The organism is Streptomyces sp. NPDC048496 (assembly GCF_043200055.1).
Lineage (GTDB): Bacteria > Actinomycetota > Actinomycetes > Streptomycetales > Streptomycetaceae > Streptomyces.
On the sequence record NZ_JBICXB010000004.1, the window covers coordinates 109,197 to 131,366 of the forward strand.

Below are 22,170 nucleotides of genomic sequence, written 5' to 3' on the forward strand. Positions count from 1 at the left end.
ACCAGAAAGAGGCACTTTTCGTGCGTAAGAACATCAAGATCACCGCAGCTGCCGCCGCCACCGCCGCCCTCGCCTTCGGCCTCACCGCCTGCGGTACGTCGTCCGACCCGGCGTCCAAGAGCGAGACCGGCGCGAAGGCCGACACCTCCAAGGCGCTCGTCGTCGCCGCGTCCCCGACGCCGCACGCCGACATCCTGAACTTTGTCAAGAAGAACCTGGCGGCCAAGGCGGGCCTCAAGCTCGAGGTCAAGGAGTTCACGGACTACGTCCTGCCGAACACCGCCACCGAGAACGGCCAGGTCGACGCCAACTTCTTCCAGCACCAGCCGTACCTCGACGACTTCAACAAGAAGAACAACACCCACATCGTCGCGGTCGCCAATGTGCACCTGGAGCCGCTCGGCCTCTACTCCAACAAGGTCAAGGACCTCAAGGGCATCAAGGCCGGCCAGACCATCGCCGTCCCGAACGACACGACCAACGAGGGCCGCGCCCTCCAGCTCCTCGCCGCGAACGGCCTGATCACCGTCAAGGACGGCGTCGGCACCAACGCCAAGATCAGCGACATCACGGACAAGAAGGGCCTGAAGTTCAAGGAGCTGGAGGCCGCAACCGTCCCCCGCGCCCTGAACGATGTCGACGCCGCCGTCATCAACGGCAACTACGCCATCGAGGCCAAGCTCAAGCCCTCCAAGGACGCCCTCGTGCTGGAGAAGGCGGACGGCAACCCGTACGCCAACATCCTCGCCGTGAAGCAGGGCGACGAGAAGGACCCCCGCGTCCAGAAGCTCGTGAAGCTCCTCCACTCCGACGAGGTCAAGAAGTTCATCGAGGACACCTACCAGGGCGCGGTCATCCCCGCCTTCGGTGGACTCGGCAACTCCTGACATCCGTACCGCATCCGCGTGGCCGAGCCCCGCGCACCCCAAGAATCCGCCACCGGGGTGCGCGGGGCTCCGCCGTGCGGACCCGGCCATGCGCAAGGTCCGTCCCATGCTGCATGCTGTGCCTTTACACGGTCTTCGGCATGGAGCTGCGCATGACTTCCACCTTTCCGTCCATCTCCATCAGCACGGATCGGTTGGTGCTGCGCCCCTTCGACATGTCCGACGTTCCCGCGTACGTCGAGATGATGAACGACGAACTCGTCACCGCCTGGACCGAGGCACCCCACCCCTACACCCAGGTCGACGCCGAACGCTGGGTCCGCAGGATCGCTCCTGCACAGCGAACGGGCGGCGACGGCATCGTCTTCGCCGTCACCGAATTCCTCACCCAGCGCCTCGTCGGTTCGGTTCGGCTGCGGAACACCGACTGGCGCACCCTCGCCACCGAGGCCGCCTACATCACGGCCCCCTGGGCCCGCGGCGAGGGATACGCCACCGAGTCCGTCCTCGCCGTCGCCCAGTGGCTCTTCCGCGACCAGGGCTTCGAACGCATCGAACTGCGCACCGCCGCCGACAACACCGCCTCCCAGCAGGTCGCCCAGAAGCTCGGCTGCATCAGCGAGGGCGTCCTGCGCAACGCCCGGATAGCGCGCACTCAGACCGAGGACGGCGGCTGGATCGACATCAGGACCGACCTGATCGTCTGGGGCCTGCTCCCCGAGGACCTCGACGGAGTCGCCGAGCAGCTGGCCGACGCGGGCGGCTACGACACGTACAGCGACTGGAACTGACGCAGGGGACCACACCGGTACGGACCGGTCGGAGACCGGATAGTCTCACCCTGCCCGCCCTCTCGTGGGCGGTTTACGTGCGACGATTCCAGGAGACTGACGACAGATGGCCGACCGGGTCACGGTGATCGGCTGGGACGGCTCGCCACTGACCGCGGTGGCCACGGCCGCGCTCTCGGCCGCCACCCTCGTCGCGGGCGCCGCCCACCACCTCGCTCTCCCCGAAGTCCCGGCAGCAGCCGAACGGATCCGCCTCGGCTCCATCGACCTGGCCGCCCGCAGGATCGCCGGCCACCGCGGCACCGCCGTGGTCCTCGCCGACGGCGACCCCGGCTTCTTCGGGGTCGTACGCAACCTCCGCGCACCCGAACACGGCCTGGAAGTCGAAGTCGTGCCCGCCGTGTCGGCCGTGGCCACCGCGTTCGCCCGCGCCGGAATGCCCTGGGAGGACGCCCAGATCGTCGTCGCCCACCCCCGCACCCTGCGCCGCGCCGTCAACGTCTGCCGCGCCCACCACAAGGTCGCCGTCCTCACCTCGCCCGGCGCGGGACCCGCCGAACTCGCCCTGCTCCTCGACGGCGTCCACCGCACCTTCGTCATCTGCGAGGAACTCGGCACCGCACGCGAACAGGTCACCGTCCTCACCTCCGACAAGGCCGCCGACCACGTCTGGCGCGACCCCAACGTGGTGATCGTCATCGGCGGCGGACCCGAACAGCAGACCACCGGTGCCTGGATCTCGGGCCGCCACCCGCACGGCGTACGGGGCTGGGCGCTGCCCTCCGACGCCTACCCGGACAGCGCCACCGACCCCGAGGGCGAGTCCCCGGGGCTGCGCGCCGCCCAACTCGCCCGCCTCGGCCCGCGTGGGGGCGACCTCGTCTGGGACATCGGCTCCGGCAGCGGCGCCCTCTCCGTGGAGGCGGCGCGGTTCGGTGCGGCGGTCCTGGCGGTCGACAGCGACCCGGACGCCTGCGCCCGAACGGCCGCCGCTGCCCGCACCTTCGGTGTACAGCTCCAGGTCGTCCACGGCCGCGCACCCCATGTGCTGGAACGGTTGCCCGAGCCGGATGTCGTACGGATCGGGGGCGGCGGCGTCCCCGTCGTCACCGCCGTCGCCGACCGCCGGCCCGAACGGATCGTCACCCACGCCTCGACCCGCGACGAGGCCGAAGCACTCGGCGCCGCACTCACCGGGAACGGCTACACGGTCGAGTGCGCACTCCTCCAGTCCGTCGAACTCGACACGTCCGCATGGGTGGAGCGCGAACGCGCGGTCGTGTTTCTGCTCTCGGCAGTGCGATCGGACCTCGCCCCGTGACCCGGTCGGCGCACTGCGCGAGGTAGGCTGGCCGATCGTTGCACCGCACCTGGACGTTCGTCGGTTCGTTCGTCAATGTCCGGAAATGGGGACCGTTTTGGGCCTCGTTGTGGTACGGCAAACCCCGGGGGACGCGCAACGTGGCGCAGCCCACAGCGAGCCGTGGCAGAACTACCTGTCGCGGCGGCGAACGGCCGCGAGAATGATGTACGTCCGCGTCCGATTCGTGCCGCGCGGCGAGCCCGCTCGTTCTTCATGACGAGCACCGGCGTGCCGTGTTCGGGCGTCCCGGGCGAAGGGCCGAAGGAGCACTGACGATGGGCGAGGGGTACGCATGAGTGGCACCGGCCAGATCCCGGGCGAGGGACTGCCGGAGAACGCAGGCATGGTGGAGCAACCGGGCATCCCCGCCCCGGGTGCGTACACCTTCCTCGACCCCTCCGAGCATGTGTCCGAGGACGACGACCTTCTGCTGATGCCGAGCCCGCAGGGCGCCTGGAGCGACCAGCAGGTGGCCCCGGTCCCCGGTCAGCCGACGGACGGCGGAGCCGTGCAGGTGCAGGCACCCGTGACCGAGCAGGCCGCCTACCAGGCGCAGCCGCAGGGCCGGCCCGCCATGCAGGCCGCACAGGCCCAGGGACCCGTGCAGGTCCAGGCGCCGGACCCGGCGGTGTACGCCGTGCAGCAGGCGGTGGCCGGAGCGATGACCGAGACCGGGCAGGGCACGCACGAGTCCGGCGGCCGCGACTCGGGTGCCGTCGACCTCAATGGCGTACGTATGCCGGCCCAGGCCCCCGCTCCCGCACAGGCTGCGGTGGCGCAGACCGCCTCCCCCGTACGCCGACCGCTGCACCGCGGACCGGCCTCGGGCGAGTCGACCCCGTCGTACGGCGGGACGCCGACCGGCGGAGTGGTCCGTTCGCTCTCCGACCGAGGACCCGCGGGCGCGCCGCAGCCACCGATGCCCGCACGGCAGGCGGGACCGCCCACCACCGGTCCCGAGTACTTCGACCAGCCGGGTACCGAAGCGGCTGTGCTGCCGGGCCCGCAGCTCGGCGAGATCCCGCCGCAGGGCGGGAGCCCGTGGGCGGCCCATGCGCCGGAGCAGGTCGCGGCGCCCGTGGCTGCGGAACCCTTCGCAGAAACGGTCGTTCCGGAGTTCGTCGAGCCCGCCCTCGTGGCCGAACCGGCCGCAGAGCCGGTCGCCGTGCCGGCTGCGGCCGAGGTTCCGTTCGAGCCGTCCGCGGAGGCCGCCGCTCCGGCGGAGACGCCGGTGGAAGCAGCGCCCGCAGGCCAGTTCGTTCCGGTGGAGGGGTCGGTGCCGACCACCCCGCATCTGGCCCCGACGCCGGTCGCGGAGCCGGTCGTGGCATCCGAGCCCGCGCCCGAACCCCAGCCCGAGCGTGTGGCGATCGCCGTCGAGCCCGTACCCGCCCCGGTCATCGAGACCGCCGAGACCGTCCCTCCGGTCGAGGCGGTCGAAGCACCAGCCCCCGAGCCGGTCGCCGTCCAGGAGCCGGTCGCGGCCCCCGAGCCGGTCGCCGTCCAGGAGCCGGTCGCGGCCCCTGAGCCGGTCGCCGTCCAGGAGCCGGTCGCGGCCCCCGAGCCGGTCACCGCTCCGGAGGAGTCCGCCCCCGTCCCCGCACCCGTCCTCGTGGCCGAGGCTGCGTCCGAGACGGTGACGGCCCCCGAACCGGAGCCCGAAACCGGCCCCGAGGTCATCGAGACCCCGGACCTCACGGCCCCCGTGGCCGACGCGGCCCCCGCAGTTGCCACCGAGCCCGCAGAGGTCTCCGGGCACACGGAGCCGGCCGACACCGAGCCCGTTGCGGACGAGCAGCCCGTCGAACCGGTCCAGGCCACTGCCGCGGAGGAGACCGAGGCCGCGGAGGCCGCGGCGGAGACCGAGGCTCCCGCCTCCGCACCCGCCCCCGGCTACGACGACGCCGAGCGCGAAGCCGTGCTCCGGGTGATGCGCGAACGCCGCGACATCCGCAACGGCTTCCGCAGCGACCCCATCCCGCACGAGGTCCTGCTCCGCGTCCTCGAAGCCGCGCACACGGCGCCCAGCGTCGGCCACTCGCAGCCCTGGGACTTCGTCGTCATCCGCTCGGCGGAGACCCGCCGCTCCATGCACGAACTGGCGCAGCGTCAGCGCGACGCCTACGCGAAGTCGCTGCCCAAGGGCCGGGCCAAGCAGTTCAAGGAACTGAAGATCGAGGCCATCCTCGAGACCCCGGTCAACATCGTCGTCACCGCCGACCCCACCCGCGGCGGCCGCCACACGCTCGGCCGGCACACCCAGCCGCAGATGGCCCCGTACTCCTCGGCGCTCGCCGTCGAGAACCTGTGGCTCGCCGCTCGCGCGGAGGGCCTCGGCGTCGGCTGGGTCAGCTTCTTCGACGAGCGTGAGATGGTCCGCGCCCTGGGCCTGCCCGAACACCTCGAAGTCGTCGCATACCTCTGTGTCGGTTACGTCGACGAGTTCCCCGAGGAGCCCGAACTGATGCAGGCGGGCTGGTCCAAGCGCCGCCCGCTGTCCTGGGTCGTCCACGAGGAGACGTACGGCCGCCGCGCCCTGCCCGGCGCGGAACCGCACGACCTGCTGCAGGAGACCATCTCCAACATTCGCCCGCTGGACGCCAAGGCACTCGGCGAGGCGTGGGAACGCCAGAAGCGGATGACCAAGCCGGCCGGTGCGCTCGGCATGCTGGAGATCATCTCCGCACAGCTCTCGGGCCTTTCCCGGATGTGCCCGCCCCCCATCCCGGAGCCCGCGGCCGTCGCGATCTTCGCCGGGGACCACGGGGTGCACGCCCAGGGCGTCACCGCGTGGCCGCAGGAGGTCACCGGCCAGATGGTCGCCAACTTCCTCGGCGGCGGCGCGGTCTGCAACGCGTTCGCGTCCCAGGTCGGTGCCGAGGTGTGCGTGGTCGACGTCGGCGTCGCCACGGAGCTGCCCGCGACACCCGGCCTGCTGCCCCGCAAGGTGCGCGCCGGCACGGCCGACTTCACCACCGGCCCCGCCCTCACCCGCGAGGAGGTCCTCTCGGCCATCGAGGTCGGCATCGAGACCGCCCGCGACCTGGTCGCGGCGGGCAACAAGGGCCTGCTCACCGGTGAGATGGGCATCGCCAACACCACGGCGTCCGCCGCACTGATCTGCGTGTACACCGGCATGGACCCGGCCGAGGTGACCGGTCGCGGCACCGGCATCAACGACGAGATGCACGCCCGCAAGGTCGACGTGGTCCGCCGGGCCCTCGAACTGCACCAGCCCGACCCTGCCGACCCGATCGGTGTACTCGCCGCGGTCGGCGGCCTGGAGCACGCCGCGATGGCAGGCTTCCTGCTCGGCGGCGCCTCGCTCCGTACGCCCGTCATCCTGGACGGCGTCAGTGCGGGCGCCGCGGCCCTGGTCGCCCGGGCGATCGCTCCCGAGGCCCTCGCCGCATGCATCGCCGGCCACCGCAGCGCCGAGCCCGGCCACGTAGCCGCGCTCAACAAGCTGGGTCTGCGCCCGCTGGTCGACCTCGACCTCCGCCTCGGCGAAGGAACGGGCGCGCTGCTGGCGCTCCCGATCGTGCAGAGCGCGGCGCGGGCGATGCACGAGGTGGCGACGTTCGACTCGGCAGGCGTCACCGAGAAGTAGCGCTCGGCCGTGCTCGGCCCGGCCGGCGCCCGAGGCGCTCGGCCGGGCCGAGCCAAGGTTTCGGGCAGGGACGGGCAAGGGACAGCTCCGTGCAGCGGTCCTCCAGCCGCCCCACCGGCCCGCCCCGCGCCCCGACGCACCCCGTATCGTGGACCCACGCCCCACAAAACCGCACGTCACAGCCGCTCCACCGCCGCAGCGGCCCGCACCCCGCATTGCCCGAGGAGCCCGCACCGCCATGGCCGAGCACGCCGATCACCCCGCGTACCCCGTCGGACTGCGCCTGAGCGGGCGCCGCGTCGTCGTCGTCGGCGGCGGCCAGGTCGCGCAGCGCCGCCTCCCCGCACTCATCGCGGCGGGTGCCGACATCACCCTCGTATCGCCGTCCGCGACTCCGTCGGTCGAGGCGATGGCCGACGCCGGTGAGATCCGCTGGGAGCGCCGCCGGTACGAGGACGGGGACCTGACCGACACCTGGTACGCACTCATCGCCTCCGACGACGCCGCCGCGAACGACGCCGCGTCCGCCGAGGCCGAGCGCACCCGCACCTGGTGCGTGCGCAGCGACAACGCCGACGTGGCCACCGCCTGGACCCCGGCCACCGGTCGCAGCGAGGGCGTGACCGTCGCCGTCCTCTCCACCGACGCCCAGGGCCGCGACCCGCGCCACTCCGCCGCCGTCCGCGACGCCATCGTCGAGGGCCTGCGCGACGGCACGCTCGCCGCCCCGCACCACCGCACCCGCCCCGCCCCCGGTGTCTCCCTGGTCGGCGGCGGCCCCGGCGACCCCGACCTGATCACCGTGCGCGGCCGTCGCCTCCTCGCCGAGGCCGATGTCGTCATCGCCGACCGGCTCGGCCCGCGCGACCTGCTCGACGAACTGCCGCCGCACGTCGAGGTGATCGACGCGGCGAAGATCCCGTACGGCCGTTTCATGGCGCAGGAGGCGATCAACCAGGCGCTGATCGAGCACGCCAGGGCGGGCAAGGCCGTCGTCCGGCTCAAGGGCGGCGACCCGTTCGTCTTCGGTCGGGGCATGGAGGAGGCGCAGGCGCTCGCCGCCGAAGGCATCCCGTGCACCGTCGTCCCCGGCATCTCCAGCTCGATCTCCGTACCCGGAGCAGCCGGGATCCCCGTCACCCACCGCGGGGTGGCGCACGAGTTCACCGTTGTCAGCGGTCATGTCGCCCCCGACGACGAGCGTTCGCTGGTCGACTGGGCGGCGCTCGCGCAGCTGCGCGGCACCCTCGTGCTGCTGATGGCCGTCGACAAGATCGGCGTCATCGCGAAGGCCCTCATCGCCCACGGCAAGTCCCCGGACACCCCGGTCGCCCTGGTCCAGGAGGGCACCACGGCATCCCAGCGCCGCGTCGACGCGACCCTCGCGACCGCCGGTGAACGGGCCGTCGCCGAAGAGGTGCGGCCCCCGGCCGTGATCGTCATCGGCGATGTCGTCGCGGTCGGTACGGACACCGCCCCGCACCCCGCCGAGTAACCAGCGGTAACGGATCTTTTTCCAAGCCGTTGGCACCACACACCGGACAAGGCAGTATCAACCTGTGGCAGATCTCATCACCGTCGACGACCCCGACGATCCTCGCCTGCGCGACTACACGGGCCTGACCGACGTCGAACTCCGGCGCAGGCGGGAGCCGGCCGAAGGACTCTTCATCGCCGAGGGCGAGAAGGTGATCAGACGCGCCCGGCACGCCGGGTACGAGATGCGCTCGATGCTGCTCTCCGCGAAGTGGGTCGATGTGATGCGCGACGTCATCGACGAGGTTCCGGCCCCGGTGTACGCGGTCAGCCCGGAGCTCGCCGAACGCGTCACCGGCTACCACGTGCACCGCGGCGCGCTCGCCTCCATGCAGCGCAAACCGCTGCCGACGGCCGACGAACTGCTGACGAAGACCCGCCGGGTCGTCGTCATGGAGTCGGTCAACGACCACACCAACATCGGCACGATGTTCGCTTCAGATCTACAAAAGACTACAAGTCAGCGCATTGCGGTGTTCGAAGATATCGTCGATCACGCCAATCTCGGGGCCGCCTTCCGTAGCGCGGCAGCCCTCGGAGTCGACGCAATCCTCCTCACTCCGCGATGCGCAGATCCCCTGTACAGGCGGGCCGTGAAGGTCTCGATGGGGGCAGTCTTCCAGGTCCCGTGGACCCGGCTGGAGTCGTGGCCGAAAGATGTTGCGCTCCTCCGGGAGGCTGGCTACATAACGGCCGCGTTCTGCCTCAGCGAGCAGTCGATCACCCTCGACGAGCTCGCCTCGCGGGACTACGAGAAGCTGGCGCTCATCTTCGGGACCGAAGGGGATGGGCTGACCACCGAAGCGCTCCTTTCTGCAGACGAACACGTCCGCATCCCGATGGAAGCCGGAGTCGACTCGTTGAACGTCGCGGCGGCCTCAGCGGTGGCCTTCTACGCCACACGGCCGAGGTCTGCCTGACCTCGGAAAGATCGCGGGGTGTTCGTGTGCCGACCCGCCCCGCGAGACCCTGAGCATGGCACGGGGGAGCCGGATGCCGGGGGTATCTCGCGAGGGTGGGGGATCAGGGAACGCCGAGGGCGACGGACTGTCCACGCAGGCCCTGGTCGCTGCCGACGAATGGGTACGCATCCCGATGGCGCACGGCGTCGACTCGCTGAACGTGGGCGCGGCCGCCGCAGTCGCGTTCTATGCGGTGGCGACGGGCCGCCCGCAGGACTGACCGGCTGCTTGCCGGCGTCTACTGCAGGGTCAGCAGGCGCTGCCCCTGGTGCTGTTCCTGCACTTCGTGCTGTTCCTGCTGTCCCGGGGCCTGTGTGGCGCCCAGCCCACGGGCCGGTCCCTGGCAACCCTGCGCCGCCGCGATCCCCAGCGCCACCAGCAGCGTCACCACGACGAAGACGACCAGACGCTGCCGCAGCAGCCGCGGGTTGGCCGGACGCCGGCCCGTCGATGTCGTACGGGTCCCGGGCCGGGTCCCCGGACGCCCCTTCGTGCCGTTCGTCCCGTTGGTGGCCTGGGGGCGCTTGCCGGAGCGCGTGGTGTTGCGCGGCGGCTGCGGCCGCGAGCCCCCCGTACGGGGCGACGTCGTGCGCGAGGGCGCCGTCTGCCGGGTCTGCGGACGGGGCGGCGGCGGGCCCGCCGCACGCCGGGTCTGCTGTTCGGTGTACGGGCCGTCGAGCCGGCCGGTCGGCCGGTCCAGCTCCTGCGCCGAGCGCTGGGCGGCCGGCCGGCTCTCATGCAGGCCCTGTGCCTCACGGGCCGCGATCTCCTTGAGGCGCATGGAGAGTTGAAGCGTGCTCGGCCGCTCCTCCGGATCCTTCGCCAGACAGGCGCTCACCAGTGGCGCCAGCGCGTCGTGCACGTCGTACAACTGCGGTTCCTCGTGCACCACGCGGTAGAGCATCACCTCGGAACTGCCGTGCCCGAAAGGCGAGTCGGCCATCGCCGCGTACGCCAGTGTGGCACCGAGCGAGAAGACGTCCGTCGCCGGTGTCACCGCCGCGCCCCGCACCTGCTCGGGCGCAAGGAATCCCGGTGAGCCCACCGCCGTGCCGACATGCGTGAGCGTGCTCGCCCCGGTCGCCCAGGCGATCCCGAAGTCGATGATCCGGGGTCCCTTGGGGGAGAGGAGGATGTTCGACGGCTTCAGGTCGCGATGGACGACACCCGCCTCGTGCACCGCCACGAGCCCCTCGGAGAGCGCCGCCCCGATCGACGCCACCTCGGCCGCCGACAGCGGACCTTCCTCGGCCACCTTGTCGTGCAGCGAGGGCCCGGGGACGTACTGTGTCGCGAACCACGGGCGGTCCGCCTCCAGATCGGCGGCCACCAGACGCGCCGTACAGCCGCCGCGGATCCGCCGCGCCGCCGACACCTCGCGCGCGAAACGCGAACGGAACTCCTGGTCCTCGGCGAGATCCGGGCGGATCACCTTGAGCGCCACCCGCTGGCCGCGCCGGTCCGAACCGAGATAGACGACACCCATGCCGCCCGCCCCGAGTCGCCGGTGCAGCCTGAACGAGCCGACGACACGCGGGTCCTCGCGCCGGAGCCGCATCATCGCCATCGTCTGCCCATCCCCGCTGCCTGGTCCGCCTGACGTGGCACAGCTTACGTACCCGTGGCCCGGCGCGCTCAGAGGCCGCGCCCTCGCCCGCCGATCGATTGTCAGTGCCGGGTGGGAAACTTGAGGAGTGGTCAGGGAGCCGCGGATCCACGCTCCCGGGCCCGTGCGAGATCTCAAAGGTCCGTCGCAGAAGGGGGATTGGATCAGTGAAGGGCGATCGTGTGGAGATAGTCGTGGACGCGGGAGACACGACGCGTACGTACGAGGTGGTGGCCACCGGAGCAGGCCGCCGGGTGGAGACAGCTGTCCGCCGAGGGGTGGTCGAAGTGAGTGAAGTCACTCGCAGCGGCACCGTCGTCCGTACCGCCCGCTTCATGGCGACCAGGGTGCTCGCCCTGGTCGAACAACCGGTCCCGAGGCAGGACGCGTCCGAGCGTCCCCTCCGGGATGACCCCAAGGCGTAGCGCAGGATCTCCACCCAGGGGAGTACACCGACCACCCACGGCTCATCCTCCGGGAGGCCCGGCATTCGGTACGCGGGCATGACGACCCAGCCTCCTCGCGTCCCTAGTGTTGAACTCAAGCGGCGGGCGTTGCACTCGTCCCCCGAGGTCAAACGCCCGCTGCTCCAACAATCAGGTCAGGAGAGGAACCATGGCGGACACGGCGACGCGGACGATGATCCGCACGCAGGGACGCAGGGCTCATGCCGCGTTCGGCGGCCGCCCGTCGTCCGGTACGCGCCACCCGCTGGTGGCGACGGCCATGGTTCTTCCTCTGGCGGCCCTGCTCGTAGTCGTCTTCGGCGGCTGGGACGCGGTGGTCACACAGGCGTCGTCCGTGGGCGTGATGCTGGGGCGCTGAGCGGCGCCCCGGGTCCGGAAGAGCGGTCCGGACCGGGACATCCGGCCAACAACCCCGTGGGGACGGGGGTGCGGCGGACGGCAGCGTTTGTCCGGTCAGCTGGGGAGCTGACCGGACATCGCGCTGTCCGGGGGCGATGCGCGGCGGCGCACCACACCGTCGCCACGCGGCTGGCGCGGCAGCGCGTACGCTCGTCGGCGTGCCCGGGGCGGACCGGGCCGCACCTGTTGCCACCGGGGGAGACCGTGACCACCGCAGTTGTCCGCGCGCTGGGCGCCCTCGCCCACGACACGGCCCACCCGCACCCGCGCACCGAGGCCCCTTGTCCTTCCTGCCCGGCACCGGCGGTGCTCGCGGACCGCGCCGACGGTACGGTCGTCCGCTCCGGCTCCGTGGTCGCGAAGGCCCACGCCCCGGACACCGACACCGCCGCCCTGGCCGCCCGCACGGCCCTGGCCTCGGCCCTCAGCGGCATCCTCCTGCCACCGGTACCCCAGCCTGCTGTCCCCGTGGTCGACGGCCGTCCGGTGACCCTGTGGCCCCACGGTGAGCCGGTCGACCCCGCGGACCCCGACGCCGCGCCCTGGGAAGAGGCCGGCGTCCTCCTGGCCCGGCTCCACCGCACCGCGCCCCCGCCCGCCCTTCCTCCCATGCGCGGACCCGCAAAAGCCGCTCTCGCCGTGGCCCGGATGTGCGCCGCCCGGCCCGGTGACCCGGCCACCGCCCCCGTACGCGAAGCATGGCGGCGCCTGCCGGCCTGGGCCCGTGACGAAGCCCCCGCACCCCCGCACCGCTCGGACTTCATCTGCCACGGCGATCTCCACCTCGGCCAGCTCGTCCGCCACCCCGCGGCGCACGGCCGCTGGCTGCTGATCGACGTCGACGACGTGGGGCTCGGTGACCCCGCGTGGGACCTCGCCCGCCCCGCCGCCTGGTACGCCGCAGGACTGCTGCCCCCCGAGGTCTGGCTGCGCTTCCTGGACGCCTACCGGGCAGCGGGCGGGCCCGCTGTGCGGGCCGACGGCGATCCCTGGCCCGAACTCGACGTCCCGGCCCGCGCCCTGACGGTTCAGGCCGCGGCACTGGCGTTCGCCAAGTCCGCGGCGGAGGGGCGAAGTCCGGATGAGGTGGAACAGACGATGATCGATGCCTGTGCCCGAATTGCGTCCCTCCTGGTCGAGTTGGCGACCGAGCACTCGTCGTAGGGTGAACCGATCGTCTCCGGGCATGCATTCCGGCGACGGCGAACCGACGGCGAGGAGCTGAGCCGACCATGCAGTGTCCCAAGTGCCACGCACAGATGCAGACCTACAACCGCAATGGCATCCAGATCGAGCAGTGCAGCGGCTGCCACGGGATATTCCTCGACTACGGCGAGCTGGAGACCCTGACCCGCATCGAGGCACAGTGGACCCAGCAGGCCCCGCCCGCGCCGCCGGCCCCCCAGGCCTACCCCGCCGCGCCGGCCCCCGTGTGGGGCGCCCCGCAGCACCACGGCGGTCACTACCGGCACAAGAGCTTCGGCCACATGCTTTTCTCGTCCTGACCCGGCCGACACCACGCCGCGGGCCCGGACGCACTGCGTCCGGGCCCGCGGCGCGTCCGGTGCACGCGCTCCATACGGTCCGGGCCCGCACGAAGTAGCCCTGCTCCGGAATGCATACCGTCGGCAACTTCCGTCAGTCGTTGAGGCGGCGGCATGGTTGGTCCTTGAAGTTCCGGCCCCTGACGTTCCTCGTCAGCCGGAAGGAAAGCCCGTGCACACCAGCGGTCGTAGGACACTCGCCGCCGTGGTCAGGCTCCGGGGCGCCGTGCCGTTCGCCCACGGCCTGTACGAACTGATCCGCAAGGCCACGCAGCTCTTCACCGGCTGACCCGGGCGGACTCGATCCGCACCGCAACCACGACAAAGCCCCGGTCGTCGAGACGACCGGGGCCTGCTGGTGCGCGATACTGGGATTGAACCAGTGACCTCTTCCGTGTCAGGGAAGCGCTCTCCCGCTGAGCTAATCGCGCAGGGTGAACCTGCGTGTACTGCGTGCGCGATACTGGGATTGAACCAGTGACCTCTTCCGTGTCAGGGAAGCGCTCTCCCGCTGAGCTAATCGCGCGGGGGGATCCTTGCGGACCAGTGGACGATACTGGGATTGAACCAGTGACCTCTTCCGTGTCAGGGAAGCGCTCTCCCGCTGAGCTAATCGTCCTTGGAGGTGGAGACGGGATTTGAACCCGTGTAGACGGCTTTGCAGGCCGTTGCCTCGCCTCTCGGCCACTCCACCAGGAGTGCAGGGGTTCGGGAAAAGATCCCCCACTTCGAGCGGACGACGAGATTCGAACTCGCGACCCTCACCTTGGCAAGGTGATGCTCTACCAACTGAGCCACGTCCGCTTGTCGTTTCCGTTTCACTTGCGTGTCCCGGCGACGTGTTGAACTCTAGCGGATTCCTGGGCCAGTACAAAAACGCGTTTGTGCAGCGTGCTGAGGTGCGCTCGCCCCGGCGCAGGTCGCCGTGCGCCGTCCTAGACTCACCCACGTGCTCGACCTCGCTCCAATGGCCCGCTTCGGCGGCCTCGTCGCGTCCGATCTGCGGGATGTGACCAGTGACCCCTCAGCCCTCGACTCGTCCGGCTTCTGGGCGGTATGCGCCGATTTCGAGGGCCGTCTCGTCTGCGCCCGCTTCGGAACCGTACGGACCGAACCGGTGCCCGCACCCGTCCCCGGAGCCTGGCGTGGGCCCGGAGTCGGCGACTGGGTCTCGTCCCTGGACCGTGCCGCGTACACCGCGGGCGTACGCCGGATCCGCGAGCACATCGCGGCGGGCGAGGTCTACCAGGCCAACCTCTGCCGGGTGGTGACCGCGGAGCTGCCGGACCCGGCCGCCGCCGACGTCGACGCCCTCACCGCGTTGCTCGCACGCGGCAACCCCGCCCCGTACGCAGGAACGATTCGGCTGCCCGCGCACGGCGTGGAGATCGCCACCGCGTCCCCCGAACTCTTCCTGAGCCGGGACGGACGGACCATCGAGTCCGGACCGATCAAGGGCACCGGCCGCACCGAGGCGGATCTGCTGGAGAAGGACCACGCCGAGAACGTGATGATCGTCGACCTGGTCCGCAACGACCTGGGCCGGGTCTGCGCCACCGGATCGGTCACCGTCCCCGACCTCTGCGTGGTGGAGAAGCACCCCGGGCTCGTCCACCTCGTCTCCACCGTGCGCGGCCGCCTCGCCGACGGCGCCGGCTGGCCCGAGCTGCTCGCCGCCGCGTTCCCGCCCGGCTCCGTCACCGGTGCACCCAAATCCAGCGCACTCCGCATCATCGAGTCCCTGGAGACCGCACCCCGGGGTCCGTACTGCGGCGGCATCGGCTGGGTCGACGCCGACCGGGCCACCGCCGGTCTCGCCGTCGGCATACGGACTTTCTGGATCGACCGGACCGGAGTGGCCCCGGTCCTCAGGTTCGGCACCGGCGCCGGGATCACCTGGGGCTCCGATCCGGAGCGCGAATGGGACGAGACCGAGCTCAAGGCCGCCCGGCTGCTCGCTGTAGCGTCGGGCGCCCACCAAGAAACTGGCCGGTGACGCCTTGTGACTGGGTCATGCCGCTGTGGCGGCATCCCTGGGTGTCCCGATCTTACGAATGACCGCGATCAACCCACGAAGAAAGGTATGGACCGCATGATGTGGATGTGGGTCAACGGCGAACTGTGTGACGCCGCCGACGCCCGGGTGTCCGTACTCGACCACGGACTGACCGTCGGGGACGGGATCTTCGAGACCGTCAGGACCACCGAGGGCCGCCCCTTCGCCCTCACCAGGCACCTCGACCGGCTGACCCGATCGGCCCACGGGCTCGGGTTGCCCGACCCCGACCTCGACGAGGTGCGCCGGGCCTGCGCCGCCGTCATCGAGGCCAACCCGATGGAACTCGGCCGGCTCCGCATCACGTACACCGGCGGCCTCTCCCCGCTCGGCTCCGACCGCGGCAACGACGGGCCGAGCCTGGTCGTCGCGCTCGGGGAGGTCGAGCGCCGCCCCGACACCACCGCCGTGATCACCGTCCCGTGGACCCGCAACGAACGCGGCGCACTGGCCGGGCTCAAGACCACCTCGTACGCCGAGAACGTCGTCGCCCTCGCCCGCGCCCATGAGCAGGGCGCATCCGAGGCGCTCTTCGCCAACACCGTCGGACAGCTCTGCGAAGGCACCGGGTCGAATGTCTTCGTCGTCCTCGACGGACAGCTCCACACCCCGCCGGTCGCCTCCGGCTGCCTCGCCGGGATTACCCGCGCTCTGGCCGTCGAATGGTCCGGGGCGCTGGAGACCGAGCTGCCCCTGGACGTCCTGGAGCATGCCGAGGAGATCTTCCTGACCTCCACCCTCCGGGACGTCCAGGCCGTCCACCGGGTCGACGGTCGCGAGCTGCCCGGCGGACCCGGGCCGGTGACGGCCAAGGCCATGCGGGTCTTCGAGGAGCGTGCCGCGAACGACCTCGACCCGTGAGCCGGCCCCATGACCCGGCCCGGGCCGTACAACGGTCCCGAGCCGCGGACACCGTCCCGGGCCGTGGAACGGAACAGGTCCGCAAAACCGGGTGACGGGCGGCGGCGCAGCGGATAGAACACCGGTGATGACCACGACCCTCCGGCCGACCGGGCCGATCCAGCAAGGCGCCGACGGCGCGAGGAAGCGCGCGTACGACGTGTGCGACAACGGGCGGCCCGTCGGGGCCGTCGAGATCGGCACCGAGCCCGGGTCCGGGGGGACGACAGGGACCGTCCGCGGCCTGCGGATCGACGAACCGAACCGCAGGCGCGGCCGCGGCACCATCGCCGGGCTCGCCGCCGAGGAAGTGCTGCGCGGCTGGGGCTGTTCCCGGCTGACTGTGGAGGTCGAGCCGGACAACACGGCCGGACTGCGCCTGGCTGCTGCGCTCGGCTACACCGAGCGCAGCAGGAACATGGTCAAGGACCTGCCGCGGACCCCGCTCGTCCTGCCGGACGGGGTCGCCGGACGTCCGATGACCGAGGACGAGTTCGCGCGGTGGGAGAGCACGGCCGTCGCCGGGTACGCGGAAACCTTTGTCGCGCGCGGCGTTCCGGCGGACGAGGCTCTGCGCACAGCCGAGACCTCCCACCGGACACATCTGCCGGACGGTCTCGCCACGGAGGGCACGTACATTCATGTCCTCGTCGATGGCGACGGCCGGACCGTGGGGCATGTCTGGGTGGCACGGTACGAGATGCACCCGGGAACGGTGGTCGGGTACGTCTTCGACGTCGAGGTGCTCGAAGAGTTCCGCGGCCGGGGGTACGGTCGCGCGCTGATGCTGGAGGCCGAACGCATCGCCCTGGCCGCCGGCGACGAACGGATGGGGCTGCACGTCCTCTCGGACAACACCCCGGCGGCCCGGCTCTACGAGTCGCTCGGCTACGAAACGACTCGGCACAACCTCGTCAAGCCGTTGTGACGGGCGTAGGGGCGAGCCGGGTACGCCGCGGTCAGCCCTGCGCCGCGAGGAGCCGGTCGGCGATCTCCTCGATCCGCTCGCGCAGCCCGTCCTGACTCCTGCCGCCGTCCAGCCGCTCGCCGCCGATCACATAGGTGGGGGTGCCGGTCACACCGATGGCCTTCCCCTCCGCCTGGTCGGCGTCGACGATCAGCATGTGCCGGCCGTCGATCAGAGCGGTGTCGAATTCCTCTGCATCCAGGCCGAGTTCACGCGCCACCTCGATCAGAAGCGGCTCACCGGTGCGGCCGAGCTCGTCGGTCCTGGCGAGCACGGCCTCGATGTACGGCCAGTCCTTGCCCTGCTCCGCGGCCTCCTCGGCGGCCTGGGCCGCGGCGTACGCGTGCTTGTGTTTCTCCAGCGGGAAATGCCGCAGCCGCACCTCGAGCCGGTCGCCGTACCGGGCCCGCAGGGCGTGCACATCGGTGAGGGCCCGGTGGCAGTCGGGGCACTGGAGCTCGCACCAGACGTCGAGGACGACCGGGGCTGCAGGGGTGGATTCGTTCATGGAACCAGTCTCTCAGGGCCCACGCGCGCATCCCAGTCGGCACCGGCACGGGACCCGCGCACCGCAGACCCGGTTCCGCTCGGCATCGTTCGGATCGGCACCTGGGGAGGACCCGGGCCCTGAAATGTCCCTGATGTGGACGGGGATCATGGCCGCCGCCCCGGTGGGCGGTGCAGGATGGAAGGGACGTTTCCCCGTTGCGCCTGGAGGCCCCGATGCTTGCCGAGACCATTTGCTCCGCGGTGTCCGCGGCAGGCTTGGGCATTGCCGCCGTGACCGCCTACCGGAAGCGTTTCCTCACCGCGACCCGGATTGCCGCCTACTCGCTGGTCCCGATCGGGCTGGTGCTGACCGGTGTCGTCGAGTGGGTCTCCAATATCGCCTTCAAGCCGAGCGTCTGGCTCGGCTTCGGGGTGCTCGGGGTGGCCTGGCTGCTCTTCATGATCACGCGTGCGGTCGAACACCGCGGCGTCGGCACCCGCAAGGAACGCAGGGCCGCCGCGCGGGCGGCGCACTCCGATGCCGTCGCGCCGGCGGCGTCGGTGCCCTCCCTGGGAGCCGGCGCACCGGCGGTTCAGCCACGTGCGAAGGCGAAGCCCGCTCAGCGGGCCGCCGCCCCGGGCGATGACTTCAGTGACATCGAGGCCATCCTGAAGAAGCACGGAATCTGAAACCGGACCGTCGGCAGCCATCGGCGATGAATCGATTCATGCCTGATTCTTGACGCTGTACCGGGATGGGGCCGACGTCCCGATCGGATTGAAACAATTCAGTCCACGGTGGGTGATCCATGGCGGGCGCCCCGCGCCGCGGCCCGGCACACGAGGATGTTCGGCCCGGGACCACGGAGTGCCTCGCGACGCCGTCCGTACGATGGGGCGACTTCGCGACTATCGCCCGGAGTCCGGTGAACCCGCCGACTTCGACGCCTTCCGGAAGCGCACCCTCGACGAGTCGGCCGCATACTCGCTCGACCTTCAACTCCCGTCGTACGACGCCGCTTGAGCGCCGTCGAGGTGGCCCGCGCCCACCCGTCCGTCGACCCCGACCGGATCGTCGTGCACGGCGGCAGCCAGGGCGGCGGCATTTCTCCCTCGCTCACGAGGGAGAGCACATCAGCCCTGGAACGGTCACGAGGGCGGCTCTTCGGTCCACCGGGCCGCCCAGCTGCGGATGTTGCGCGATCTCGGCTGATCCGGCCGGGGCGGGGGAGGCGCTGGAGAACCGGCCGTGAGCCCGAATATGTGACAGCGGACCGGACGCCGGAGCGAATCCCTCCGGCCCCGACGGGAGTGAACTCCCGTCACAAAGAGGCGTGTTGATCGCCAACGGGGTCCGGTCTGCGTCATGATCGTCCCGAGATGGTGGACACCTCCCCGGGCGATGCCCCCGCACCCCCTGCCGAAGAGCCGCGTGGCTGCCTCTTCGCGCTGTCCCAGCCCCCTTTGATGATCTTCCTCACGGTGGTCGGCGGCCTGCTGCTGATGGCCGCGTTGCACGATCTCTTCCTCCTGTGAGCGGGCGATGAAACGGGCGGCGAGCGGTCAGCCGGCCGCTTCCCTGCGGCGTGCCCGGTACGCGGCGACATGCAGCCGATTGCCGCAGGTGCGGCTGGAGCAGTACCTGCGGGAGCGGTTGCGGGACAGGTCCACGAACGCGTCCCGGCAGTCCGGTGCCTCGCAGCGCCGCAGTCGTTCCTGTTCGCCCGCCACCACGATGAAGGCGAGCGCCATGCCGCAGTCGGCCGCGAGGTGGTCGGCGATCGATGCGTCCGGCGCGAAGTAGTGCACATGCCACTCGTAGCCGTCGTGGTTGCTCAGCTGCGGCGTGGTGCCCGCTGAGGCCACGAGGTTGTTGACGAGACCGGCGGCGGTCTCGGCGTCCGGCGCCGCGAAGATCTCGGCGAACCGGCTCCGTACGTCGTGTACGGCCCGAAGATCCTTTTCGCCGAGTTCGGCCACGCCGCTGATGCGGTGGCGCCGGGCGAATCGGTAAAGCGCTTCGATGCCGGCGAGACCGTCGCTCGGTCCGCCGTCCGGCTGATCGGTCGCCGGTGCGGTGTTCACCAGCTCGACCACGATGTCGAGGGCGATCCGGGTGTCGTGGGGGATCAGCACGCTTTCGCTCCCTGGCCTCCGGCGGGCGGGCGCCCGCCGATGCCGGCTGACTCTACTGGCTCGGCGAGGACGCACAGTGGCCCGAGAGGGCCCCTGGGGCGGGCGAGGAGCGCATACCGGCCGACCAGGGGCCAGAGGGGGCACTCGGGGGCACTGAGGGCGCACAGGGCCCGCCCAGCGCATACGGGAGGGCTGGGGGCGCGCCCGTCATGCCCCCGGTGAAACACGCGCCGACTGAAACACGCGCCGACGCCGTCACCACAGTGGATTCCGTGATGACGGCGCTGGTGTCTGCCCTATGTGGTTGTCCGCGCGGCGCCGTCGCCCCGAGTCGGACGGCGCCGTGCAGCTCTCGACCTGGCTCAGCTCTCGGCCAGGATGTGTGAGAGCTCCGTATCGAGGTCGAAGTGGCGATGCTCGGTGCCGGGTGGAACCGCGGCGTCGGTCCGCTTCAGGAACGACTCCAGGGCCCTGGCCGGGGCCTCGAGCAGGGCTTCGCCCTCTGGGGAGCTCAGTGCGATGCAGACGACGCCCTGGCCGTGACTACGGGATGGCCAGACGCGGACGTCTCCGGTGCCGGTGGGCCTGTGCAGCCCCTCGGCAAGGAGGTCGCGGGCGAATACCCATTCGACCGTCTCCTCCGCTCCGGTGTGGAAGGTGGCGTGCACGGCATACGGATCGGCCGTGTCATACCGCAGGCCCGCGGGTACAGGCAGTGAGGACTCGCTCGACACAACGAGGCGCAGGTGCAGCTCGCAGCTGACCGTGGTGTTCATAAGCGCCAGGGCCTTTCGCTCAGTGTGCGCTCGGGGATTCGCACGTCGGCGAAATCGACATGCCACCTACGGTGGCGTTGTAAACCCCTCTGACCCTTTTGTGGTCCTTCGGGTCGCTCGCGCGGCGGTGTGTAACTTTGGGTTATGCGGCCATTCCGGTGACAAAGCCCGTTCCGGTAGGTTGGGCCCATGAATGCGGAGAGTGACGCGCGGGACGGGATCGGCGGAGCGGTGGCCCCGGCGCCCGCCGCGAGGGACATGGCGGGGAACGTGGCGCCGGACGTCACCGAGGGGGTGGTCAAGGAGAAGCGGGCGCTCGGCTCCCGGGCGCCCGGGTTCGTCAAGGCGTCCAGGACTCTGCATCTGAGCTGGCAGGTCGGCGTCTTCGTGGTCGGCCTCGCCGTGGTCGTGGGGGGCATCATCATGCTGCCCCTGCCCGGGCCCGGCTGGCTGGTGATCTTCGGCGGCATGGCGATCTGGGCGACCGAGTTCGTCTGGGCGCAGCTGGTGCTGCACTGGACGCGCCGGAAGGTCACCGAGGCCGCCCAGAAGGCGCTCGATCCGAAGGTTCGGCGGCGGAACATCATCCTCACCGTGATCGGACTCGTGATCATCGCCGTGCTGGGCGGGATCTATGTCTGGAAGTTCGGAATCACGATGCCGTGGAAGATCCACGAGTGACCCGGGGGTGGTCGGAGAGCGCCGCTGACATGGGGTAATGTTTGCGATGTGCCCGGGCGATTAGCTCAGTGGGAGAGCGCTTCGTTCACACCGAAGAGGTCACTGGTTCGAAACCAGTATCGCCCACCGGGACAGAGGGCCCGTGAGACTGCAGAGTCTCACGGGCCCTCTGCGTATCCCGCACCGACCGGGCGCCCTCCCGCCGGATTCCGCGGCGTTACGAGGCCCGTCCGTACGCCCTCGCCGGCCCACCCACCGCGGGCCCTCTGCCCCGCGACGTGAGGTTTGAGCGCTTCGACGGATTCCGTCCCAACCGTTGACGTTGCCCCTTCGATGCCTGTCCAGCAAGCGCTTTCTCAAACGATTCGATCGACCGTGGCGGCGGGTGCTGTCTGCCCGGGAGGGGTGTGTCATGAGGACTTGGCGGGGTGTCCAGGGGCTGCGTGCGGCCGGCGTCGGTGTGGCGGTTCCGGGGCTGATGGCCTCCGGCTGCGGCGGGGACGGCGGGGGAGCGGGAGCTGACGGAAAGGTCAAGATCCGCTACTTGTGGTGGGGCGGTCGGGAGCGGGCCACGCTGATCGACAAGACGATCGCGCTGTTCGACAAGAAGCATCCGAACATCAAAGGTCAAGACGGACTTCCAGGACTATGGGAATTTCTGGAAGAAGTTCAACGCCCAGGCCTCCGCGGGCAATGTGCCCGATGTCTTCCAGAACTCCGTCGCATTCCTGCGCACGTACGACGACAAGCGGGTTCTGCTCGCTCTCGATTCCCAGGCGAAGGCCGGAAATCTCAGAATGGAGAACTTCCGGGCCGGACTGGAGAAGGCGGGTGACGTCAACGGGAAACTGCTCGGTGTCCCGGTCGGCGGCAACACCTTCGCCCTTGTCCACACCAACGACACCGCGCTGTACGGACTCGCCGCCATCGAGAACCTGGCACTCGTCGGCGACCGGATGCCGGCCTGAGGCAGGTGAAGCACGCCCCGGGCCGGCCCGCC

General features: G+C 70.9%; 24 protein-coding genes and 6 tRNA genes. 21 read left to right on the forward strand and 9 right to left on the reverse strand.

Annotation, left to right across the window (positions count from 1 at the left end; all coding sequences use genetic code 11):
- Positions 1 to 20: 20 nt before the first annotated feature.
- From ACGFSA_RS06540 to ACGFSA_RS06570, 7 genes are all read left to right on the forward strand, one after another.
- Positions 21 to 887 carry a MetQ/NlpA family ABC transporter substrate-binding protein gene (locus ACGFSA_RS06540; protein WP_393300540.1) on the forward strand — a complete coding sequence of 289 codons (867 nt, stop codon included), beginning with the start codon at positions 21 to 23 and terminating at the stop codon, positions 885 to 887.
- A 113-nt stretch (positions 888 to 1,000) separates the two neighbouring features.
- Positions 1,001 to 1,678, forward strand: coding sequence for a GNAT family N-acetyltransferase (locus ACGFSA_RS06545; RefSeq protein WP_393300543.1), 678 nt, complete (start codon positions 1,001 to 1,003; stop codon positions 1,676 to 1,678).
- Between the two features lie 106 nt (positions 1,679 to 1,784).
- The gene (cbiE, locus tag ACGFSA_RS06550) at positions 1,785 to 2,999 is read left to right on the forward strand and encodes a precorrin-6y C5,15-methyltransferase (decarboxylating) subunit CbiE (protein ID WP_393300545.1); all 1,215 of its coding nucleotides are present in this window, start codon (positions 1,785 to 1,787) and stop codon (positions 2,997 to 2,999) included.
- Positions 3,000 to 3,333: 334 nt separating this feature from the next.
- Complete coding sequence (cobT, locus tag ACGFSA_RS06555; RefSeq protein ID WP_393300547.1) at positions 3,334 to 6,651, forward strand: nicotinate-nucleotide--dimethylbenzimidazole phosphoribosyltransferase; 3,318 nt, start codon at positions 3,334 to 3,336, stop codon at positions 6,649 to 6,651.
- A gap of 238 nt (positions 6,652 to 6,889) precedes the next feature.
- Positions 6,890 to 8,146, forward strand: coding sequence for a uroporphyrinogen-III C-methyltransferase (gene cobA / locus ACGFSA_RS06560; protein ID WP_393300549.1), 1,257 nt, complete (start codon positions 6,890 to 6,892; stop codon positions 8,144 to 8,146).
- Between the two features lie 64 nt (positions 8,147 to 8,210).
- On the forward strand, positions 8,211 to 9,107 hold the full coding sequence (locus ACGFSA_RS06565) for a TrmH family RNA methyltransferase (protein WP_393300551.1): 897 nt from the start codon (positions 8,211 to 8,213) through the stop codon (positions 9,105 to 9,107).
- Positions 9,108 to 9,180: 73 nt separating this feature from the next.
- Complete coding sequence (locus tag ACGFSA_RS06570; RefSeq protein WP_393300554.1) at positions 9,181 to 9,369, forward strand: TrmH family RNA methyltransferase; 189 nt, start codon at positions 9,181 to 9,183, stop codon at positions 9,367 to 9,369.
- Between the two features lie 18 nt (positions 9,370 to 9,387).
- On the opposite strand, the gene ACGFSA_RS06575 is transcribed toward ACGFSA_RS06570, so the two are convergent.
- Positions 9,388 to 10,716, reverse strand: a complete 1,329-nt coding sequence (locus ACGFSA_RS06575; RefSeq protein WP_393300557.1) for a serine/threonine-protein kinase — start codon at positions 10,714 to 10,716, stop codon at positions 9,388 to 9,390.
- Between the two features lie 206 nt (positions 10,717 to 10,922).
- On the opposite strand from ACGFSA_RS06575, the gene ACGFSA_RS06580 reads away from it, so the two are divergent.
- The 4 genes from ACGFSA_RS06580 (at position 10,923) to ACGFSA_RS06595 (ending at position 13,126) form a co-directional block, all read left to right on the forward strand.
- The gene (locus tag ACGFSA_RS06580; RefSeq protein WP_393300560.1) at positions 10,923 to 11,180 is read left to right on the forward strand and encodes a hypothetical protein; all 258 of its coding nucleotides are present in this window, start codon (positions 10,923 to 10,925) and stop codon (positions 11,178 to 11,180) included.
- Positions 11,181 to 11,370: 190 nt separating this feature from the next.
- Positions 11,371 to 11,580, forward strand: a complete 210-nt coding sequence (locus tag ACGFSA_RS06585; RefSeq protein WP_366132935.1) for a hypothetical protein — start codon at positions 11,371 to 11,373, stop codon at positions 11,578 to 11,580.
- A 245-nt stretch (positions 11,581 to 11,825) separates the two neighbouring features.
- A complete protein-coding gene (locus tag ACGFSA_RS06590) occupies positions 11,826 to 12,785 on the forward strand; it encodes a phosphotransferase family protein (protein ID WP_393300564.1) in 960 nt (319 codons plus the stop codon).
- Between the two features lie 68 nt (positions 12,786 to 12,853).
- The gene (locus ACGFSA_RS06595) at positions 12,854 to 13,126 is read left to right on the forward strand and encodes a zf-TFIIB domain-containing protein (protein WP_393300567.1); all 273 of its coding nucleotides are present in this window, start codon (positions 12,854 to 12,856) and stop codon (positions 13,124 to 13,126) included.
- 395 nt (positions 13,127 to 13,521) lie between these two features.
- Here ACGFSA_RS06595 and ACGFSA_RS06600 read toward each other — a convergent pair.
- The 5 genes from ACGFSA_RS06600 to ACGFSA_RS06620 all read right to left on the reverse strand — a co-directional run bounded on the left by ACGFSA_RS06600 (position 13,522) and on the right by ACGFSA_RS06620 (position 13,969).
- Positions 13,522 to 13,596, reverse strand: a tRNA-Val gene (locus ACGFSA_RS06600).
- A 23-nt stretch (positions 13,597 to 13,619) separates the two neighbouring features.
- Positions 13,620 to 13,691, reverse strand: a tRNA-Val gene (locus ACGFSA_RS06605).
- A gap of 21 nt (positions 13,692 to 13,712) precedes the next feature.
- Positions 13,713 to 13,784: transfer RNA gene (locus ACGFSA_RS06610), tRNA-Val, on the reverse strand.
- A gap of 1 nt (position 13,785) precedes the next feature.
- Positions 13,786 to 13,859 (reverse strand) — tRNA-Cys (locus ACGFSA_RS06615).
- 37 nt (positions 13,860 to 13,896) lie between these two features.
- A tRNA-Gly gene (locus tag ACGFSA_RS06620) sits at positions 13,897 to 13,969 on the reverse strand.
- Positions 13,970 to 14,132: 163 nt separating this feature from the next.
- Here ACGFSA_RS06620 and ACGFSA_RS06625 point away from each other — a divergent pair.
- The 3 genes from ACGFSA_RS06625 to ACGFSA_RS06635 all read left to right on the forward strand — a co-directional run bounded on the left by ACGFSA_RS06625 (position 14,133) and on the right by ACGFSA_RS06635 (position 17,049).
- Entirely contained in the window at positions 14,133 to 15,161 is a 1,029-nt protein-coding gene (locus ACGFSA_RS06625) for a chorismate-binding protein (RefSeq protein ID WP_393300921.1), read from the forward strand.
- A 99-nt stretch (positions 15,162 to 15,260) separates the two neighbouring features.
- The gene (locus ACGFSA_RS06630) at positions 15,261 to 16,082 is read left to right on the forward strand and encodes an aminotransferase class IV (protein ID WP_393300924.1); all 822 of its coding nucleotides are present in this window, start codon (positions 15,261 to 15,263) and stop codon (positions 16,080 to 16,082) included.
- 127 nt (positions 16,083 to 16,209) lie between these two features.
- Positions 16,210 to 17,049 (forward strand): GNAT family N-acetyltransferase, encoded by an 840-nt coding sequence (locus ACGFSA_RS06635; RefSeq protein WP_393300570.1) that lies wholly within the window; start codon positions 16,210 to 16,212, stop codon positions 17,047 to 17,049.
- Between the two features lie 31 nt (positions 17,050 to 17,080).
- Here ACGFSA_RS06635 and ACGFSA_RS06640 read toward each other — a convergent pair whose 3' ends face one another.
- The gene (locus tag ACGFSA_RS06640) at positions 17,081 to 17,596 is read right to left on the reverse strand and encodes a DsbA family protein (RefSeq protein WP_393300573.1); all 516 of its coding nucleotides are present in this window, start codon (positions 17,594 to 17,596) and stop codon (positions 17,081 to 17,083) included.
- Between the two features lie 215 nt (positions 17,597 to 17,811).
- Here ACGFSA_RS06640 and ACGFSA_RS06645 point away from each other — a divergent pair, with 215 nt between their 5' ends.
- The 4 genes from ACGFSA_RS06645 to ACGFSA_RS06660 all read left to right on the forward strand — a co-directional run bounded on the left by ACGFSA_RS06645 (position 17,812) and on the right by ACGFSA_RS06660 (position 19,113).
- A complete protein-coding gene (locus ACGFSA_RS06645) occupies positions 17,812 to 18,267 on the forward strand; it encodes a hypothetical protein (RefSeq protein ID WP_393300576.1) in 456 nt (151 codons plus the stop codon).
- A gap of 202 nt (positions 18,268 to 18,469) precedes the next feature.
- Positions 18,470 to 18,601: an acetylxylan esterase gene (locus ACGFSA_RS06650; RefSeq protein ID WP_393300579.1), complete on the forward strand. Its 132-nt coding sequence runs from the start codon at positions 18,470 to 18,472 to the stop codon at positions 18,599 to 18,601.
- Between the two features lie 11 nt (positions 18,602 to 18,612).
- Positions 18,613 to 18,918: a hypothetical protein gene (locus tag ACGFSA_RS06655; protein ID WP_393300927.1), complete on the forward strand. Its 306-nt coding sequence runs from the start codon at positions 18,613 to 18,615 to the stop codon at positions 18,916 to 18,918.
- 39 nt (positions 18,919 to 18,957) lie between these two features.
- Entirely contained in the window at positions 18,958 to 19,113 is a 156-nt protein-coding gene (locus tag ACGFSA_RS06660) for a hypothetical protein (protein WP_266987865.1), read from the forward strand.
- A 27-nt stretch (positions 19,114 to 19,140) separates the two neighbouring features.
- Here ACGFSA_RS06660 and ACGFSA_RS06665 read toward each other — a convergent pair whose 3' ends face one another.
- Entirely contained in the window at positions 19,141 to 19,713 is a 573-nt protein-coding gene (locus tag ACGFSA_RS06665; protein WP_393300582.1) for a CGNR zinc finger domain-containing protein, read from the reverse strand.
- Positions 19,714 to 20,075: 362 nt separating this feature from the next.
- The gene (locus ACGFSA_RS06670) at positions 20,076 to 20,489 is read right to left on the reverse strand and encodes an SsgA family sporulation/cell division regulator (protein ID WP_003959770.1); all 414 of its coding nucleotides are present in this window, start codon (positions 20,487 to 20,489) and stop codon (positions 20,076 to 20,078) included.
- 189 nt (positions 20,490 to 20,678) lie between these two features.
- On the opposite strand from ACGFSA_RS06670, the gene ACGFSA_RS06675 reads away from it, so the two are divergent.
- The 3 genes from ACGFSA_RS06675 to ACGFSA_RS06685 all read left to right on the forward strand — a co-directional run bounded on the left by ACGFSA_RS06675 (position 20,679) and on the right by ACGFSA_RS06685 (position 22,138).
- Positions 20,679 to 21,170, forward strand: coding sequence for a TIGR02611 family protein (locus ACGFSA_RS06675; protein ID WP_393300585.1), 492 nt, complete (start codon positions 20,679 to 20,681; stop codon positions 21,168 to 21,170).
- A gap of 54 nt (positions 21,171 to 21,224) precedes the next feature.
- Positions 21,225 to 21,296, forward strand: a tRNA-Val gene (locus ACGFSA_RS06680).
- A 485-nt stretch (positions 21,297 to 21,781) separates the two neighbouring features.
- Positions 21,782 to 22,138: an extracellular solute-binding protein gene (locus ACGFSA_RS06685; RefSeq protein ID WP_393300930.1), complete on the forward strand. Its 357-nt coding sequence runs from the start codon at positions 21,782 to 21,784 to the stop codon at positions 22,136 to 22,138.
- Positions 22,139 to 22,170 lie beyond the last annotated feature (32 nt).

Excerpts from the sequence above, each read along its gene's own strand:
- ACGFSA_RS06545 (WP_393300543.1), top strand. The coding sequence starts at position 1,001 with ATGCTGTGCCTTTACACGGTCTTCGGCATGGAGCTGCGCATGACTTCC.
- cbiE (WP_393300545.1), top strand. The coding sequence starts at position 1,785 with ATGGCCGACCGGGTCACGGTGATCGGCTGGGACGGCTCGCCACTGACC.
- cobT (WP_393300547.1), top strand. The coding sequence starts at position 3,334 with ATGAGTGGCACCGGCCAGATCCCGGGCGAGGGACTGCCGGAGAACGCA.
- cobA (WP_393300549.1), top strand. The coding sequence starts at position 6,890 with ATGGCCGAGCACGCCGATCACCCCGCGTACCCCGTCGGACTGCGCCTG.
- ACGFSA_RS06570 (WP_393300554.1), top strand. The coding sequence starts at position 9,181 with ATGCCGGGGGTATCTCGCGAGGGTGGGGGATCAGGGAACGCCGAGGGC.
- ACGFSA_RS06575 (WP_393300557.1), bottom strand. The coding sequence starts at position 10,716 with ATGGCGATGATGCGGCTCCGGCGCGAGGACCCGCGTGTCGTCGGCTCG.
- ACGFSA_RS06585 (WP_366132935.1), top strand. The coding sequence starts at position 11,371 with ATGGCGGACACGGCGACGCGGACGATGATCCGCACGCAGGGACGCAGG.
- ACGFSA_RS06595 (WP_393300567.1), top strand. The coding sequence starts at position 12,854 with ATGCAGTGTCCCAAGTGCCACGCACAGATGCAGACCTACAACCGCAAT.
- ACGFSA_RS06625 (WP_393300921.1), top strand. The coding sequence starts at position 14,133 with ATGGCCCGCTTCGGCGGCCTCGTCGCGTCCGATCTGCGGGATGTGACC.
- ACGFSA_RS06630 (WP_393300924.1), top strand. The coding sequence starts at position 15,261 with ATGTGGATGTGGGTCAACGGCGAACTGTGTGACGCCGCCGACGCCCGG.
- ACGFSA_RS06635 (WP_393300570.1), top strand. The coding sequence starts at position 16,210 with ATGACCACGACCCTCCGGCCGACCGGGCCGATCCAGCAAGGCGCCGAC.
- ACGFSA_RS06640 (WP_393300573.1), bottom strand. The coding sequence starts at position 17,596 with ATGAACGAATCCACCCCTGCAGCCCCGGTCGTCCTCGACGTCTGGTGC.
- ACGFSA_RS06645 (WP_393300576.1), top strand. The coding sequence starts at position 17,812 with ATGCTTGCCGAGACCATTTGCTCCGCGGTGTCCGCGGCAGGCTTGGGC.
- ACGFSA_RS06650 (WP_393300579.1), top strand. The coding sequence starts at position 18,470 with ATGGGGCGACTTCGCGACTATCGCCCGGAGTCCGGTGAACCCGCCGAC.
- ACGFSA_RS06660 (WP_266987865.1), top strand. The coding sequence starts at position 18,958 with ATGGTGGACACCTCCCCGGGCGATGCCCCCGCACCCCCTGCCGAAGAG.
- ACGFSA_RS06670 (WP_003959770.1), bottom strand. The coding sequence starts at position 20,489 with ATGAACACCACGGTCAGCTGCGAGCTGCACCTGCGCCTCGTTGTGTCG.
- ACGFSA_RS06675 (WP_393300585.1), top strand. The coding sequence starts at position 20,679 with ATGAATGCGGAGAGTGACGCGCGGGACGGGATCGGCGGAGCGGTGGCC.